We start from the raw sequence: 14,353 nt of genomic DNA on the forward strand, positions 1-14,353 counted from the left end.
GGTGGACGGGCGGGAGCCCGTCGGATCACTTGGTCTCGATGATCTCCCGCATCAGCTGGGCGGTCTCGGACGGGGTCTTGCCGACCTTCACGCCCGCGGCCTCGAGGGCCTCCTTCTTGGCCTGCGCCGTGCCCGAGGAGCCGGAGACGATGGCGCCGGCGTGGCCCATGGTCTTGCCCTCGGGAGCGGTGAAGCCGGCGACGTAGCCGACGACCGGCTTGGACACGTTCGCCTTGATGAAGTCCGCGGCGCGCTCCTCCGCGTCGCCGCCGATCTCGCCGATCATCACGATGGCCTCGGTCTCGGGGTCCGCCTCGAACGCCTCGAGGGCGTCGATGTGGGTGGTCCCGATGACCGGGTCGCCGCCGATGCCGATGGCGGTGGTGAAGCCGATGTCGCGCAGCTCGTACATCATCTGGTAGGTCAGGGTGCCGGACTTGGAGACCAGGCCGATCTTGCCCTTGCCCGTGATGTTCGCCGGGGTGATGCCCACGAGCGACTCGCCCGGCGTGATGATGCCGGGGCAGTTCGGGCCGATGATGCGGGTGGTCTGCTTGCCGTCCGCACCGGTCTTCGACTTCGCGTAGGCCCAGAACTCGGCGGAGTCCTGCACCGGGATGCCCTCGGTGATGACGACCACCAGCGGGACCGAGGCGTCGATGGCCTCGATCACGGCGTCCTTCGTGAAGGCCGGCGGCACGAAGACGATCGACACGTCCGCGCCGGTCTTCTCGACGGCCTCGGCGACGGTGCCGAACACCGGCAGCTCGACGCTGTTGCCGTCCTTGTCCTGATGGGCCACGGTGGTGCCCGCCTTGCGGGCGTTGACGCCGCCCATGACCTGGGTGCCCGCGGCGAGCATGCGACCGGTGTGCTTGGTGCCCTCGCCGCCGGTGATGCCCTGAACGATGACCTTGGAGTCCTTGTTCAAAAAGATTGACATTGCTGTTCGTTCCTTAGAAGTGTTCGTCCGGTCGGCGGATCAGTTGGCGGCGTGGGCGAGCTCGGCGGCCTTGTCCGCGCCCTCGTCCATGGTCTCGGCGAGGGTGACGAGCGGGTGGTTGGCGCCGGCGAGGATGCGCCGGCCCTCCTCGACGTTGTTGCCGTCCAGTCGGACCACGAGCGGCTTGTCCTCCTCGTCCCCGAGGATCTCGAGGGCCTTCACGATGCCGTTGGCCACGGCGTCGCACGCGGTGATGCCGCCGAAGACGTTGACGAACACGGACTTCACCTGCGGGTCGTTGAGGATCACGTCCAGACCGGCCGCCATGATCTCGGCCGACGCGCCGCCGCCGATGTCCAGGAAGTTGGCCGGCTTGACGTTGCCGTGCTTCTCGCCGGCGTAGGCGACGACGTCCAGGGTGGACATGACCAGGCCCGCGCCGTTGCCGATGATGCCGACCTCGCCGTCGAGCTTGACGTAGTTGAGGTCGTGCTCCTTGGCCTTCTCCTCGAGGGGATCGGCGCTGGACTTGTCCGCGAGCGCGGCGTGCTCCGACTGGCGGAACTCGGCGTTCTCGTCGAGGGTGACCTTGCCGTCGAGGGCGATGACCTGCCCGTCGCCGGTCTTCACCAGCGGGTTGACCTCGACGAGCGTGGCGTCCTCCTTCTTGAAGACGTCCCACAGCTTGACCAGGACCGGGACGACCTTGGCCGCGGTCTCCTCGTCGAAGGCGGCCTGCTGCACGATCTCCTGGGCCTTGGCCTCGGTGATGCCCTCGGTCGGGACGACCTCGACGCGGGCCAGGGCCTCGGGCCGCTCGACAGCGAGCTGCTCGATCTCCACGCCGCCCTCGACGGAGCACATGGCCAGGTACGAGCGGTTGGCGCGGTCCAGCAGGATCGAGAAGTAGTACTCCTCGGCGATGTCCGCGCCCTGGGCGATCATGACCCGGTGGACGGTGTGGCCCTTGATGTCCATGCCGAGGATCTGCTGGGCGTACTCGTAGGCCTCGTCGGCGGTCTTGGCGACCTTGACGCCGCCGGCCTTGCCGCGGCCTCCGACCTTGACCTGAGCCTTCACGACGGTGACTCCGCCGATCTTCTCGGCGGCGGCCCTTGCTTCTTCGGGGGTGGTCGCGACGATGCCCTGGAGCACGGGGACGCCGTGCTTCTCGAACAGGTCGCGTGCCTGGTATTCGAACAGGTCCACGGGTGAATGCCCTTCTTCGTCGAAGTCGTGGGCGGCGGCGACCCGGGCAGTGTGCGGGTCGTCCTCCGACCTGGTGGTGAACGGAGCACTCCGCATCCTCCCGACCGAGGCCGGAGGATGCGTCCGGGCCGTTCCGCGAAGCCGTTCCGGGCGCGGGACTTTCCGGTGCACTCCCTGTACGAGACTGTAGTGCATGCCGATTCGGCGGCCACAACCGGGGGCGCGCGCGTGCGGCCCCGTGTTTCTTGATTGACTGGCCCCATGAGCTCTGTCGACTCCCCCGAGAACCGGGCGTTCGCCCCCGCCGATCCCGGCTTCCTCGTCTCGATCGCGACCTTCGCGTTCGTGGCCCTCGGACTGGAGGCCGTCGTCGACGGCACGGTGCTCACCTTCACCGGCGAGATCCCCGGCGTCTATCCGCTGGGCTGGCAGGTCTTCGCCTGGCTGTGCCTCGGCGCGGCGTGGTTCGGGATCCAGCGGGGCCTCGTGGTGTGGCTGCGCCACCGGGCGGCGGACCCCGTGGCCCCTCCGCCCTCGCCCTCCCCCCCCGCCTCCCCCGCGGCCGACCACCGACGGACCACGACCGCTCTGGGCGTGTTCGTGCTGGCCGTCCTGCTCGGGGTGATCCTGCCCGTCTTCCTCGTGGGCGAGGCGCGCGTGCAGCCGGTCCAGCTCTACCTGGATCTCTACGCCGAGTACGGCGCGGGCGCCTGGCTCGGCATGGTGGGCTTCGCCGCCTACCACGTGGGCCGGGCACTGCTCCTCGCACTGGTCCTGACGTGCGTGCAGCGGGCCGTGGAGCTGCGCCGGCCGGTCCCGTGGACGCAGGTGGCCCCCGTGGGCGGGCTCGTCCTCGGGCTCCTGCTCGCGCTGCCCGGGCTGATCCTCGGCGGATGGGCCTCCGTCGCTACGGCCGTGGTCTGCTGCACGCTGCTGGGGGTGGTGCACAACCTCACCGGCAGGTCGCTGCGCTGGACGGCCCCCGCGGCCGTGGCGGTCCTGCTGTTCGTCTAGCGGCACTCGACCCGGACGGTGGCGCCCCCGGGGCCCCGCCGTCCGGCTGCGGCGGCGCGGACGGACGTGCCCATGCCCGGCGCCCGATGCGCCCGTCGGCCCCTCGGCCCTGAAGCCGCCCCTCCCGCCCCGGTTCGGACCCCGACCCCGACCCCGACTCCGACGAGGACGACGAGGACGACGGATGTTGCGGCCGTCACAGAAACTCCCGACGCAGGGTTCCCTCCCAACTCCATATGTCCTAACATAAGGACATCAAGACCAGTGAGACGTGCGTCACGCCTCGAGTGACCCGTCCGACCGACCCATCAGCACCCTGAAGCGCGCACCGGCTGCGCACGAACAAAGGAACTCCCGATGGCCACCTCCTCACCCCGGGAAGCAGCTGCTGCGCTGCCCCCGCTCACCTCCGGACCGCATCGCAAGCGCCTCGGTCTCATCTCCGTGATCGCCTGCTTCGGCGGCCTGCTCTTCGGCTACGACACCGGTGTGATCAACGGTGCGCTGCGTCCTATGTCGGAGGAGCTCGGTCTCACCCCGCTCACCGAGGGCGTGGTCACCAGCTCCCTGGTCTTCGCCGCGGCCGTCGGCGCCCTGTCCTGCGGGCGCCTCTCCGACGCCTGGGGACGCCGGAAGACCATCCTCCTGCTGGCTGTCCTGTTCTTCGTCGGGACCCTGGTCGTGGTGTTCACCCCCAACTACGAGATCCTCGTGGTCGGGCGCATCCTGCTGGGACTGGCCGTGGGCGGCGCCTCGGCCGTGGTGCCGGTGTTCCTGGCGGAAATGGCCCCCTACGAGATCCGCGGCTCGATCGCGGGCCGCAACGAGGTGGCCATCGTGATCGGCCAGCTCTCCGCGTTCATCATCAACGCGATCATCGGCAACGTCTTCAGCGAGTCCGTGGGCGTGTGGCGTGTCATGTTCGCGATCTGTGCGCTGCCGGCCGTGGCGCTGTTCATCGGGATGCTGCGGATGCCGGAGTCCCCGCGCTGGCTGGTCGAGAAGGGCCGGCACGCGGAGGCCCTCGAGGTGCTCAAGACGGTGCGCTCCGAGGACCGGGCGATCGCCGAGCTCGGCGAGGTCGAGCACATCACCGAGGAGGAGCGGGCCGAGAACCAGATTGGGCTGGGCGCCATCCTGACCAACAAGCACCTGGTGCGGATCATGCTGGTCGGCATCGGCCTCGGCATCGTCCAGCAGTTCACCGGCATCAACTCGATCATGTACTACGGGCAGATCGTGCTCATCGAATCGGGCTTCGAGGCGGGCGCGGCCCTGATCGCCAACATCGCCCCCGGCGTGATCGCCGTGGTCGGCGGCCTCATCGCGCTGTACATGATGGACCGGCTCGACCGGCGCAAGACCTTCATGATCGGCCTGAGCCTCACGACCACCTGCCACCTGCTCATCGGGACCGCCGCGATGACGCTGGCGGTGGACAACCCGCTGCGGCCCTGGGTGATCCTGGCCCTCGTGGTGGCCTTCGTCGGCTCCATGCAGACCTTCCTCAACGTCGCGGTCTGGGTGTACCTCTCCGAGGTGTTCCCCCTGCACATGCGCGGCTTCGGGATCGGCGTGTCCATCTTCATGCTCTGGGTGGCCAACGGCGTGCTTTCGCTCTACTTCCCCTCCCTGGTCGACGCGGTCGGGATCACCGGGACGTTCTTCCTCTTCGCCGGGTTCGGCGTGCTGTCGCTGATCTTCGTCTACACCCAGGTCCCGGAGACCCGGGGACGCACGCTCGAGGCGCTCGAGGAGGACGTCTCGACCGGCGCGATCTACACGGTCAAGGCGAAGTCCTCCTAGAGGTCCCCCTGAGAGGTCAGCGGCGGGAACGCCCTGACACGCGGAGAGCCTCCGGTCGGAGTGTGGGCCAGACCCACACTCCGACCGGAGGCTCTCTTCGCGTTCCGCCCCGTCTCTCGCACAGGACGGGAGGCGAGGCCGGCGTGACCTCTCCGGGTGCGTCCGGGACCGCTGCGGCTCAGCCGACCTTCGTCAGCGGCGCGTAGCGCAGCAGCAGCCGCTTCTCGTCGGCCCCGAACCGCACCTTCGCCACGGTCTTGTCGCCGGCGCCCTCCACGGAGACCACGGTGCCCTTGCCGAAGGCCTTGTGGTCCACGGTGTCGCCGACGGACAGGCTGGGGATCTCCTTGTTGGGCTGGACCCGACCCGCCGTGGTGGCCCGCGACGGCGCCAACCGCTCGAAGGCCGCGTTCGACGCCGCCGCGGCGCCCCAGTACGAGCCCCGCATCGGGTCCCGCTGCCCGGAGCCGCCGCCGTGCAGCGAAGAGCCCCACGACGCCGGGGCCGAGGACCCCTCGCGCTTCCAGTCGAGGAGCTCGGCCGGGATCTCGTCGAGGAACGGGCTGGCCGGGTTGTACTGGGACTGGCCCCACATGGAGCGGAACTCGGAGCGGGTGAGGTAGAGGCGCTCGCGGGCGCGGGTGAGCCCCACGTAGGCGAGGCGCCGCTCCTCCTCCATCTCCTTCTCGTCCGTGAGGGAGCGCTGGTGCGGGAACAGCCCGTGCTCCATGCCCGTCAGGAAGACCACAGGGAACTCGAGGCCCTTGGCGGTGTGCAGGGTCATGAGGGTGACCACGCCCTGGGCGCGGGCCTCGGCGACCTCCGCCGCGATCTGCTCGGCGCTCGGCCCGCCCTCGGTGCCGGCTGCGGGCCGGTTCGGGATCTGGTCGGCGTCGGCCACGAGGGAGACGTGCTCGAGGAACTCGGGCAGCCCGGCGTCAGGGTGGTCCCGCTCGAACTCCCGGACCACGGCCACGAGCTCCGCGAGGTTCTCGACCCGGGACTCGTCCTGGGGATCCTGCGACTGGCGCAGGGCGGCGAGGTACCCGGACTGCTCCAGGACGGCCTCGAGGACGCTGGCGGCCCCCGAACCCTCGGCGACCGAGACGAGATCGTCCATGAGCTGGACGAAGGCCTTGACCGCGTTCAGGGAGCGGGTGGCCATGCCGGGCGCCTCGTCGGCACGGCGCAGCGCGGCCATGAAGGAGACCCGCTCACGCTCGGCGAGAGCCGCGGCGGCGCCCTCCGCGCGGTCGCCGATGCCGCGCTTGGGCTCGTTCACGATCCGGCGCACGTTGATGTCGTCGTCCGGGTTCACGATCGCGCGCAGGTAGGACAGGGCGTCCTTGATCTCCTTGCGCTCGTAGAAACGGGTGCCGCCCACCACCTTGTAGGGCAGGCCCACGCGCATGAGGATCTCCTCGAGGGAGCGCGACTGCGCGTTGGTGCGGTAGAACACGGCGACGTCGCCGGGGCGGTACCCGTCCTCGTCCTGGAGCCGGTCGATCTCCTCGGCGATGAAGCGGGCCTCCTCGTGCTCGTTCTCGGCGGCGTAGCCGGTGATCTTCTCACCGCTGCCGGAGGCCGTCCACAGCCGCTTCTCCCGGCGGCCCTTGTTCTTGGCGATCACCGCGTTGGCCGCGGTGAGAATGTTCTGGGTGGACCGGTAGTTCTGCTCCAGCAGGATGGTGCGGGCCTGGGGGTAGTCCTGCTCGAAGTCGACGATGTTGCGGATGTCGGCCCCGCGGAACGCGTAGATCGACTGGTCCGAGTCGCCCACGACGGTCAGCTCGGCGGGCGGCACGGGGCTCGCTCCCGGCCCGTCCCCGGCGTCCGCCCCGGTGCCGACGAGCTCGCGGACCAGTGCGTACTGCGCGTGGTTGGTGTCCTGGTACTCGTCGATGAGCACGTGCCGGTACCGCCGCCGGTAGTACCCGGCGACCTGCGGGAACGCCCGGAGCATGTGCACGGTCTGGGCGATCAGGTCGTCGAAGTCCATGGCGTTGGCCGCGCGCAGCCGCTCCGTGTAGCCGCGGTAGACCTGGGCCACGGCGCTTTCGAAGGGGTCTGTCTCGGAGACCCGGGACAGGTACGTCTCGTCGTCGACGAGCTCGTTCTTCAGTGCGGAGATCCGGTGCTGGATGCTCTTGGGCGCGAAGCGCTTGGGGTCGAGATCGTGCTGCTTGGCCACGAGCGTGAGGAGCCGCAGGGAGTCGGCGGAGTCGTAGATGGAGAAGGTCGACCTCAGGCCCACGCTCGCCGCCTCCCGCCGCAGCACGCGCACGCAGAAGGAGTGGAAGGTGGAGATCGACATCGACCTCGCGGAGTCCCCCACCAGCTCGACCACGCGCTCGCGCATCTCGGCGGCGGCCTTGTTCGTGAACGTGATCGCGAGGATCTCGCCCTGGTGGGCCCGTCCGGTGGCCAGCAGGTGCGCGATCCGGTGGGTCAGCACGCGGGTCTTGCCGGAGCCGGCGCCGGCGACGATCAGCAGCGGCGAGCCGGAGTGCTCCACGGCGGCCCGCTGCGGGTCGTTGAGCCCGTCCACGAGGGCATCGGCGGAGACGGTGCCCCGCCGTGGCCGGGTGTCGGTGCCGGGTCGGGCCACGGAGGCGGAGGGCAGGAGCGGATTGTCGAAGAGGTAGTCCATCGTGGGCCCAGTCTACCGAGGCCAGGCGACAGGGGGGTCGGCCGCGGGACGGCCCTCAGACGAAGTGCAGTTCGAGCCGGTGCCGGCCGTTGTCGTCCTCGACCCACAGCTCCGAGTCGGCGACCGTGACCCGGACGGGCCGCTGCAGCTCGATGTCGTCGTCGAACTCGACGGAGCCCTCGGTCCCACCGCCGTAGACGGTGTCGAGCTCCCGGCTGGCCGGGTCCAGGTGCCGGATGGCGTCGTTGCCGGTGTCGGCGATCACGATGGAGCCGTCGTAGAGGATCTGCAGGTCCTCGGGGTGGTCCAGCTGGGCCACGTCCGCGGGCCCGTCCGCGAAGCCCGCGCCCGCCCGGCCGACCACGGTGCAGACCTGCGGGCCCCCGTCGGGCTTGTCGGTGTCGATCTCGATGCAGCGCAGGGACGAGGAGTCCCGGTCGATGAGCCACAGCGTGCCGTCGCCGTCCTCGGTGATGGAGACGGTGGCCGCGAACTTGGCCTGCGCCGCCTTCCCGTCCCGCCGCCCGGACTCGCCCGTGCCCGCGAACTCGTACAGCACGTCGGTGTACGGGTCCCAGCGGAAGAGCCGGTGCAGGGAGGGCACCGCCACGATCACGGCCGAGAGCTTGTGCGACCACACCATGTCGGCCATGGGGGCGCCGCCGAGGACGGAGCAGTCCACCGTGCGGCGCACCGTCTCGTGGTCCTTCTCGAACAGCGTCAGCACGTTGCCCTCGGTCAGCCGCATGAGCAGGCCGTCCGGGAGTCCGATGGACAGTTCCATGACCGGCACCTCCGTGTCGTCCTCGTCGAGCGGCCGGTCGTCGTCGGCCGGTCCGCCCCCCGTGCGGTCCGTCAGGACCGGTGCGGGTGGCCCCAGCCTACCCCTGCGCTCCCGGCGTTGGGCGGCGGGCGCGCGACCGGATAATGGGGGCATGGGACTGACACGCGCGCAGAAGGCACGCAAGCACGGCGCCACCACGGCGCCCCCGGGGCCGGCCCGGGGAACGCGCCTGCACCAGGCGGGACCCGGCGAGCTCCGCCCCGAGCCCACGAGGTCCAGTTCGGGTCTCGTGGTGGGCGTGGCCATGTCCGTCTCGGCGGCCCTGTGGCTGTACGTGCACGCCTGGGTCCTCCCCCGGTTCGGCGCCGCCGCAGCCGGCGGGCTGACGCTGCCCGAGTGGATGCCGGTCGGATTCGGCCAGGAGCACGCCCAGCGGCTCGCCGCGGCGCTGGGCGAGCCGGGACTCGCCCAGTACGAGGGGGTGCACCGCTCCTCCGGACTGCTGGCCCCGCTGCTCGTGGGGCTGGCGTGGCTGCTGTTCGTGGCGGTCAACACGGAGTCCCGCGCCCGCCGGTGGAGGCGCTCGGCCGTGGTGCTCGGCTTCGCGGTCGTCTCCCTGGCCGGCAACGCGGCGATCGACGCCGCTCTCGCCGACCCCGGGGTCGGCGCCGCCGTGACCGTGGCGTCCGTGCTGGTGATCGCCCGCTGGGTGCTGCTCGTGCTGCTGCTCGCCGTGACCGCGACCGTGGCCGTGGAGGCCCTGCGGCGCCGGTCGAGGAGCGTCGTTGTCGACGCCCCGCCGCAGGACGGACCGCCCGCACCGCGGCGGTGACCGGTGCTCCTCGCCGTCGGAGGGACCCCGGCCGCTCGGGTGCTGTCCGGTTCCGCGGCGGCTCGGTCCCGGACGGAAGGACGCCCCGGACCGTGCGGTCCGGGGCGTCCGTGCGTGCCCCCGATTGGATTCGAACCAACGACACCGGCTTTAGGAGAGCCGTGCTCTATCCCCTGAGCTACGAGGGCGACGCGAACAGTCTAGGGGGTCCCCCGGACCCCCGCTAACCGGCCGCGTCTAGGATCGGTCGCATGCCCGTCTACATCGACCCGCCGCTGTGGCCCGCCCACGGGACGCACTTCTCCCACCTGGTCTCCGACACGTCCTACGAGGAGCTGCACGACTTCGCGGACCGGCTGGGCGTGGCCCGGCGCGCCTTCGACCGGGACCACTACGACGTGCGGGAGGACCTGTACCACGAGGCGGTCGCCGCGGGTGCGCTGCCGGTCGACGGCCGGCAGCTCACGCGCGTGCTCGTGCGCAGCGGGCTGCGCGTCCCGGCGCGGGCGCGTCCGGAGCGGATCGCCCGGGTGCTGCGGCGGCGGTGGACCGCCCGTTTCCCGGCGCACCCCGAGCTGGGGGCGGAGCTTGTGGACCGGTGGAGCGAGCCGCACCGGCACTACCACGGCCCCGCCCACCTGCTGGCGGTGCTCGAGGCCGTCGATCTGCTCCGGACGGGGAGCGGCCTCGATCCCGCCCGGGCCGAGGCTCTCGTCCTGGCCGCGTGGTTCCACGACGCGGTCTACCGGGGCCGCCCCGGGGCGGACGAGCGGGAGTCGGCGGAACTGGCCCGCTCCCGGCTGCTCGCCGCCGGCTTCCCCGAACCGCTCGTGGCGGAGGTCGAGCGGCTGGTCCTGCTCACCCTCGGGCACCGGAACGCGGACGAGGACACCGTCGGAGCGGTGCTCCTGGACGCCGACCTCGCGGTGCTCGGCGCGGACCCGGCCGGCTACGCGGCCTACGTGGCGGGTGTGCGGGAGGAGTACGCGCACGTGCCCGGCCCACTGTTCGCGCAGGCCCGGCTGCGCGTGCTGGAGGACCTCCAGGGCCGGCACCCGCTGTTCCGGACCGCCGCGGCCCAGCGCCGCTGGGGTCCGGCGGCGGCCCGCAACCTCGAGGCCGAGATCGGCCGGCTGCGCGTCGCCGTCGCAGGGCCCCCCGACGGCCTGCCGGCGGACGCCGAGGTGCTGACCATCACCGCCGTGTGCCTGTGGGACGACGACGGGGCGCTGCTGACGGTGCGCAAGCGCGGCACGGAGCGCTTCATGCTGGTGGGCGGCAAGCTGGACCCGGGCGAGTCCCCGGCGGCGGCGGCCGTGCGGGAGACGGCGGAGGAGGTCGGCCTGCGGCTGGACACCGCTCAGCTGCGCCCGCTCGGGGTGTTCGTGGCGCCGGCCGCGAACGAGGCCGGTGCGTGGGTGCGCTGCACGGTGTTCACGGCGCCCCTGACGGGGCGGCCCGTGCCGCTCGCGGAGATCCAGGAGCTGCGCTGGCAGCCGGTGGACGAGGACTCCCCCGGCGCGCTCCCCGCGGATCTCGCCCCGCTGCTGCGGGACCACGTCATTCCGGCGCTGCGCCGCGCTCCAGGGGGTCCGCGGTCCCGGCCGAGACGTGCCGCCTCCGGTGGAGCAGGATCCCGGTGACCAGGCCGAGCACGATCCCGATGCCGCCGAGGACGGACAGCCACATCGCCGCGTGGCCCACGAACGCGGCCACGACGAAACCGGCCACGATGCCGGGCACGGCGCCGGCGATCATGCCGTAGGCCATGTAGGCGAACTCGCGATCGAGGCTCGTGCGGGCGTTGCGGCTGAAGTCGGTGGACATGGGCCCAGTCTATCGGCCACCGGCAGGGCGCCGTGGCGACCGGCGCGGTGGACGCCGGGACGACAGCGGGTGCGCGGTTCCCGTCTGGCCGACCAGGAACCGCGCACCCGAAGCGGTGCTCTCGCGTGCGGTCAGCGCACGCGGACGAAGACGGGGCCGGAGCCCACGTTGACGCCGGAGATGGCGGTGGTACCGCCGTTCCAGCCGCCGTGGACGGCCTTGCCGCCACCGATGTAGACCGCGATGTGAGCCGCGCCCATGCCGCCGTCGGCGTAGTAGACGAGGTCGCCGGGCTGCGCCTGGCCGGCGGAGACCTGCGAGCCGAGGCTCAGGTAGGAGGCCGGCCAGCCGTGGTGGTTGATGCCGGCGGCGCGCAGGGCGTTCGTGACGAGCGCGGTGCAGTCCTGGCCCACACCGAGCTGACCCATGGCGGCGGAGGAGATGGTCGCGCCCTTGCCGGAGGCAGAGCTCTGCGGGCTGACGGTGCGCTCAGCGGCCGGAGCGGCCTGCACGGCGGGCTTGGGGGCCGCCTGGACGGCCGGCCTGGGAGCGGCGGCCGGGGCGGGAGCGGCGACGGGCCTCGGGGCCGGGGCCGCCTGGACGGCCGGCTTCGAGGCGGGAGCGGCGACGGGCTTCGGGGCCGGGGCCGCCTGGACGGCCTTCGGGGCCGGAGCGGCGACCGGGGCGGGAGCGGCGACGGCGGGCGCCGCGACGACCGGGGTCTCGGCCTTCTTCTGGGCCTTCTCAGGCCTGGTCTCGGTCTTCTTCGTGGCCTTCCGGTCCGCCTGCGTCTCGGCCTTGGTCACGTGGGCGACCGGCTCGAGGGACACGGTGGGTGCCGCGGTGGGAGTGGCTGCGGCGACGGCGGACAGCGGGGCGTCGGCAGCGGCGTCCTGGGCCGGGGCGGCCTGCACGGAGACGGTGGTGGCGAGGGCCAGGCCGGAGAAGGCGGCGACGGCGGCCACGGTGCGGGCCTTGCCGGAGAGGAGCGAGCCGATGCCGTTCGAGGGGGTCAGGTCACGAGTCATGAGAAGTTCAGACGACTTTCTTTCGGAGCCGGCCTGCCGGAGGGCGCGGATGACAGCACGGATCACCCCGGGCAGCGCACGGGGTGGGACCGGTGTCCGGCAGGAGTGCGTTCCGGGATCGGGAACGGCGGCCGGGCGAGCGGAGGGAGGACGGACGCCGTCCGGTCGGACAGCATGCACCACCGAGAACCGGGAGAGCGGGTCTCGGCGTGCCGGGGGGGGGTGATCAGGGGCCGCCCGCGACGAGCGGGATCGTCGCGGGCGGCGGACCGGATCAGAAGGTGTAGTAGCCGTCCAGCTGCATGGCGTTGACGGAGTGGACCTGGGTGCCCTGGGCCGGGTTGAGGGCGGAGATCATTTTGCCGCCGCCGATGTAGATGCCCACGTGCGCGCCGCCGTTCTGGGAGACGAGGTCGCCGGGCTGCGGGTTGGCGGTGGGGGTGCCCGCCGCGAACTGGGACCAGGTGGTGCGGGGCAGGTCGATGCCGTTCTGGGCGAAGACCCACTGGGTGAAGCCGGAGCAGTCCCAGGCGCCGTAGGCGGTGCCGCCGTAGACGTAGCCCGCACCCTGCGCCGACATCGCGGTGCCCACGACGCCGCCGGAGGAGGCCGGGGCGATCTCGGTGGTAGCGGTGGACTGCGGGGTCACGCTCGAGGTGGCGGCGGCCTGCTGCGGGGCCGGGGCCTCGTAGGCGGGAGCGGCGGGCTGCGCGGCGACCGGAGCCTGGTAGGTGTACGAGGAGTACTGGGCCAGCGAGGCCGGGGCTGAGTAGGCCGCGCCGGTCTCGACGGGGGCCTGGGCGAAGGCCTGGGCCGGGGCGACGGAGCCGATCATCGCGGCACCGGCAGCGGCGGCGATGGTGGTGTTGCGCACGGCGTGCGAGGTGGTCTCGGCACGGTGGCGGGCAGCGTTCAGCTTGAAAAGCGACATGGTTGAGTTCCTCCCTTTGCCTACGAGGTGAGCTGTCGGATTCGGGTGGGAGACACCCGGCCGCAGAACGCACGCGCTCTGACGACTTAACCCCAAGGACCCGGATACCGGGACCGAAATTGGTTCCCCCGCTTCTGCCAAGCAGTTTCTGTGTAGAGGCCACGGGCACCGGCAGAATTCGGCGATGTGCTCCGAGGGCGCCGATCCGACCAGTGATCGGCACGGGTTGAACAGTACATGACAGATTACGGAAGTGTCACGTTTTGATCACGACCGATAACGACCCTGCAACAGCCTGAGTCTCAATACCAGCTCATTAATCCATGGGATCTTATGAGTTCTCGAGTGTGACGAGCTGTGCAGGGCGTTCGGGGACCCGAGGAACCCGCGCCCCACCAGGGCGTCTCCGACTCCGCAGCCCCGGCCGGGCCGGACTGGCGAAAAGTACCTTGTGAATGTCCACACACTCGGATCGAGACGCTCGCCGGAGCGCTCCGAGGACACCCCACAGGCCTCCTCAGGGGCCGCGTCGCGGACGTGGCCGCAGCCGCCCTGCGGACGTCACCGGGGCGTCCGCCGGTCCCTCAGGGGGCGAGGACGCGGATCGCCGCGGCGGTGCGCAGGTCGACCTCCGCGGACCGCCCGGTGGCCGCCACCTCGATGCGCACGGTCTGGCCGTCCACCCGGGCTCGGACCTCCGCCCCGGTGAGCACTCCCACGTCGCTCAGCACGCCCAGGAGGTCGGCGTCCGCCTGGACCACCTCCGGCAGCAGCGCCACGGTGTGCGGCCCGTCCGGGTCGCGGCGGGCGGCGTCGAGCAGGGAGGGGTGTGCCGCGGCGGGGCTCTCCTCGACGCCGAGGGCTGCCAGACCCGGGATCGGCGTGCCGTACGGCGAGTATCGGGGGCTGTGCAACAGGTCCACCAACCGCCGCTCGACCTGTTCGCTCATCACGTGCTCCCACCGGCACGCCTCGTCGTGCACCTGGGCCAGGTCCAGGCCGATGACGTCGGCGAGCAGCCGCTCCGCCAGCCGGTGCTTGCGCATCACCTGCACGGCCCGCTCCCGGCCCGCCGGGGTGAGCAGCAACGACCGGTCCTGGCCCACCGTCAGCAGCCCGTCCCGCTCCATCCTGGACACCGTCTGCGAGACCGTGGGCCCGGAGTGGTCGAGGCGCTCGACGATCCGCGCCCGCATCGGCGTGATCCCCTCCTCCTCGAGCTCGAGGACGGTCCGCAGGTACATCTCCGTGGTGTCGATCAGCTCGCTCATGCCTCAGTCATCCTTCGTCCGGCCGTCCGGGCCCGGGGATCCCGCCCGGTCCGGTCTT

12 protein-coding genes, 1 tRNA gene and 1 riboswitch are annotated in these 14,353 nt (G+C 71.7%); of the genes, 4 read left to right on the forward strand and 9 right to left on the reverse strand.

Annotation, left to right across the window (positions count from 1 at the left end; translation table 11 throughout):
* Nucleotides 1–25 precede the first annotated feature (25 nt).
* The gene (sucD, locus tag ACFYE3_RS09490) at nucleotides 26–943 is read right to left on the reverse strand and encodes a succinate--CoA ligase subunit alpha (RefSeq protein ID WP_387608389.1); all 918 of its coding nucleotides are present in this window, start codon (nucleotides 941–943) and stop codon (nucleotides 26–28) included.
* Nucleotides 944–982: 39 nt separating this feature from the next.
* The gene (gene sucC / locus ACFYE3_RS09495; protein ID WP_387608392.1) at nucleotides 983–2,152 is read right to left on the reverse strand and encodes an ADP-forming succinate--CoA ligase subunit beta; all 1,170 of its coding nucleotides are present in this window, start codon (nucleotides 2,150–2,152) and stop codon (nucleotides 983–985) included.
* A 261-nt stretch (nucleotides 2,153–2,413) separates the two neighbouring features.
* Between sucC and ACFYE3_RS09500 the strand changes: the two genes are divergently transcribed.
* Both ACFYE3_RS09500 and ACFYE3_RS09505 read left to right on the forward strand, forming a co-directional pair.
* Entirely contained in the window at nucleotides 2,414–3,166 is a 753-nt protein-coding gene (locus ACFYE3_RS09500; RefSeq protein ID WP_387608394.1) for a hypothetical protein, read from the forward strand.
* Nucleotides 3,167–3,523: 357 nt separating this feature from the next.
* Nucleotides 3,524–4,972, forward strand: coding sequence for a sugar porter family MFS transporter (locus tag ACFYE3_RS09505; protein WP_387608397.1), 1,449 nt, complete (start codon nucleotides 3,524–3,526; stop codon nucleotides 4,970–4,972).
* A gap of 178 nt (nucleotides 4,973–5,150) precedes the next feature.
* On the opposite strand, the gene pcrA is transcribed toward ACFYE3_RS09505, so the two are convergent.
* Both pcrA and ACFYE3_RS09515 read right to left on the reverse strand, forming a co-directional pair.
* Entirely contained in the window at nucleotides 5,151–7,622 is a 2,472-nt protein-coding gene (gene pcrA / locus ACFYE3_RS09510; RefSeq protein WP_387608400.1) for a DNA helicase PcrA, read from the reverse strand.
* Nucleotides 7,623–7,677: 55 nt separating this feature from the next.
* Nucleotides 7,678–8,406, reverse strand: a complete 729-nt coding sequence (locus ACFYE3_RS09515; RefSeq protein ID WP_368832393.1) for an integrase — start codon at nucleotides 8,404–8,406, stop codon at nucleotides 7,678–7,680.
* A gap of 151 nt (nucleotides 8,407–8,557) precedes the next feature.
* On the opposite strand from ACFYE3_RS09515, the gene ACFYE3_RS09520 reads away from it, so the two are divergent.
* Complete coding sequence (locus ACFYE3_RS09520) at nucleotides 8,558–9,238, forward strand: hypothetical protein (RefSeq protein WP_387608403.1); 681 nt, start codon at nucleotides 8,558–8,560, stop codon at nucleotides 9,236–9,238.
* A gap of 115 nt (nucleotides 9,239–9,353) precedes the next feature.
* On the opposite strand, the gene ACFYE3_RS09525 is transcribed toward ACFYE3_RS09520, so the two are convergent.
* Nucleotides 9,354–9,426 (reverse strand) — tRNA-Arg (locus ACFYE3_RS09525).
* A gap of 63 nt (nucleotides 9,427–9,489) precedes the next feature.
* On the opposite strand from ACFYE3_RS09525, the gene ACFYE3_RS09530 reads away from it, so the two are divergent.
* A complete protein-coding gene (locus tag ACFYE3_RS09530) occupies nucleotides 9,490–10,881 on the forward strand; it encodes a DUF4031 domain-containing protein (protein WP_387608406.1) in 1,392 nt (463 codons plus the stop codon).
* On the opposite strand, the gene ACFYE3_RS09535 is transcribed toward ACFYE3_RS09530, so the two are convergent.
* From ACFYE3_RS09535 to ACFYE3_RS09550, 4 genes are all read right to left on the reverse strand, one after another.
* Nucleotides 10,799–11,065, reverse strand: a complete 267-nt coding sequence (locus tag ACFYE3_RS09535) for a hypothetical protein (protein ID WP_387608408.1) — start codon at nucleotides 11,063–11,065, stop codon at nucleotides 10,799–10,801. The genes ACFYE3_RS09530 and ACFYE3_RS09535 overlap by 83 nt on opposite strands.
* Before the next feature lie 131 nt (nucleotides 11,066–11,196).
* Nucleotides 11,197–12,093, reverse strand: coding sequence for a C40 family peptidase (locus ACFYE3_RS09540; RefSeq protein ID WP_387608411.1), 897 nt, complete (start codon nucleotides 12,091–12,093; stop codon nucleotides 11,197–11,199).
* Between the two features lie 274 nt (nucleotides 12,094–12,367).
* Entirely contained in the window at nucleotides 12,368–13,024 is a 657-nt protein-coding gene (locus tag ACFYE3_RS09545; RefSeq protein WP_387608413.1) for a C40 family peptidase, read from the reverse strand.
* Nucleotides 13,025–13,029: 5 nt separating this feature from the next.
* Nucleotides 13,030–13,178: riboswitch (cyclic di-AMP (ydaO/yuaA leader) on the reverse strand.
* 430 nt (nucleotides 13,179–13,608) lie between these two features.
* Nucleotides 13,609–14,295 carry a metal-dependent transcriptional regulator gene (locus tag ACFYE3_RS09550; RefSeq protein ID WP_387608416.1) on the reverse strand — a complete coding sequence of 229 codons (687 nt, stop codon included), beginning with the start codon at nucleotides 14,293–14,295 and terminating at the stop codon, nucleotides 13,609–13,611.
* Between the last annotated feature and the right edge of the window lie 58 nt (nucleotides 14,296–14,353).

The organism is Kocuria arenosa (assembly GCF_042879215.1).
GTDB classification, from domain to species: Bacteria; Actinomycetota; Actinomycetes; order Actinomycetales; family Micrococcaceae; genus Kocuria; species Kocuria arenosa.

Excerpts from the sequence above, each read along its gene's own strand:
- ACFYE3_RS09545 (WP_387608413.1), bottom strand. The coding sequence starts at position 13,024 with ATGTCGCTTTTCAAGCTGAACGCTGCCCGCCACCGTGCCGAGACCACC.
- ACFYE3_RS09505 (WP_387608397.1), top strand. The coding sequence starts at position 3,524 with ATGGCCACCTCCTCACCCCGGGAAGCAGCTGCTGCGCTGCCCCCGCTC.
- pcrA (WP_387608400.1), bottom strand. The coding sequence starts at position 7,622 with ATGGACTACCTCTTCGACAATCCGCTCCTGCCCTCCGCCTCCGTGGCC.
- ACFYE3_RS09500 (WP_387608394.1), top strand. The coding sequence starts at position 2,414 with ATGAGCTCTGTCGACTCCCCCGAGAACCGGGCGTTCGCCCCCGCCGAT.
- ACFYE3_RS09530 (WP_387608406.1), top strand. The coding sequence starts at position 9,490 with ATGCCCGTCTACATCGACCCGCCGCTGTGGCCCGCCCACGGGACGCAC.
- ACFYE3_RS09515 (WP_368832393.1), bottom strand. The coding sequence starts at position 8,406 with ATGGAACTGTCCATCGGACTCCCGGACGGCCTGCTCATGCGGCTGACC.
- ACFYE3_RS09520 (WP_387608403.1), top strand. The coding sequence starts at position 8,558 with ATGGGACTGACACGCGCGCAGAAGGCACGCAAGCACGGCGCCACCACG.
- ACFYE3_RS09550 (WP_387608416.1), bottom strand. The coding sequence starts at position 14,295 with ATGAGCGAGCTGATCGACACCACGGAGATGTACCTGCGGACCGTCCTC.
- ACFYE3_RS09540 (WP_387608411.1), bottom strand. The coding sequence starts at position 12,093 with ATGACTCGTGACCTGACCCCCTCGAACGGCATCGGCTCGCTCCTCTCC.
- sucD (WP_387608389.1), bottom strand. The coding sequence starts at position 943 with ATGTCAATCTTTTTGAACAAGGACTCCAAGGTCATCGTTCAGGGCATC.
- ACFYE3_RS09535 (WP_387608408.1), bottom strand. The coding sequence starts at position 11,065 with ATGTCCACCGACTTCAGCCGCAACGCCCGCACGAGCCTCGATCGCGAG.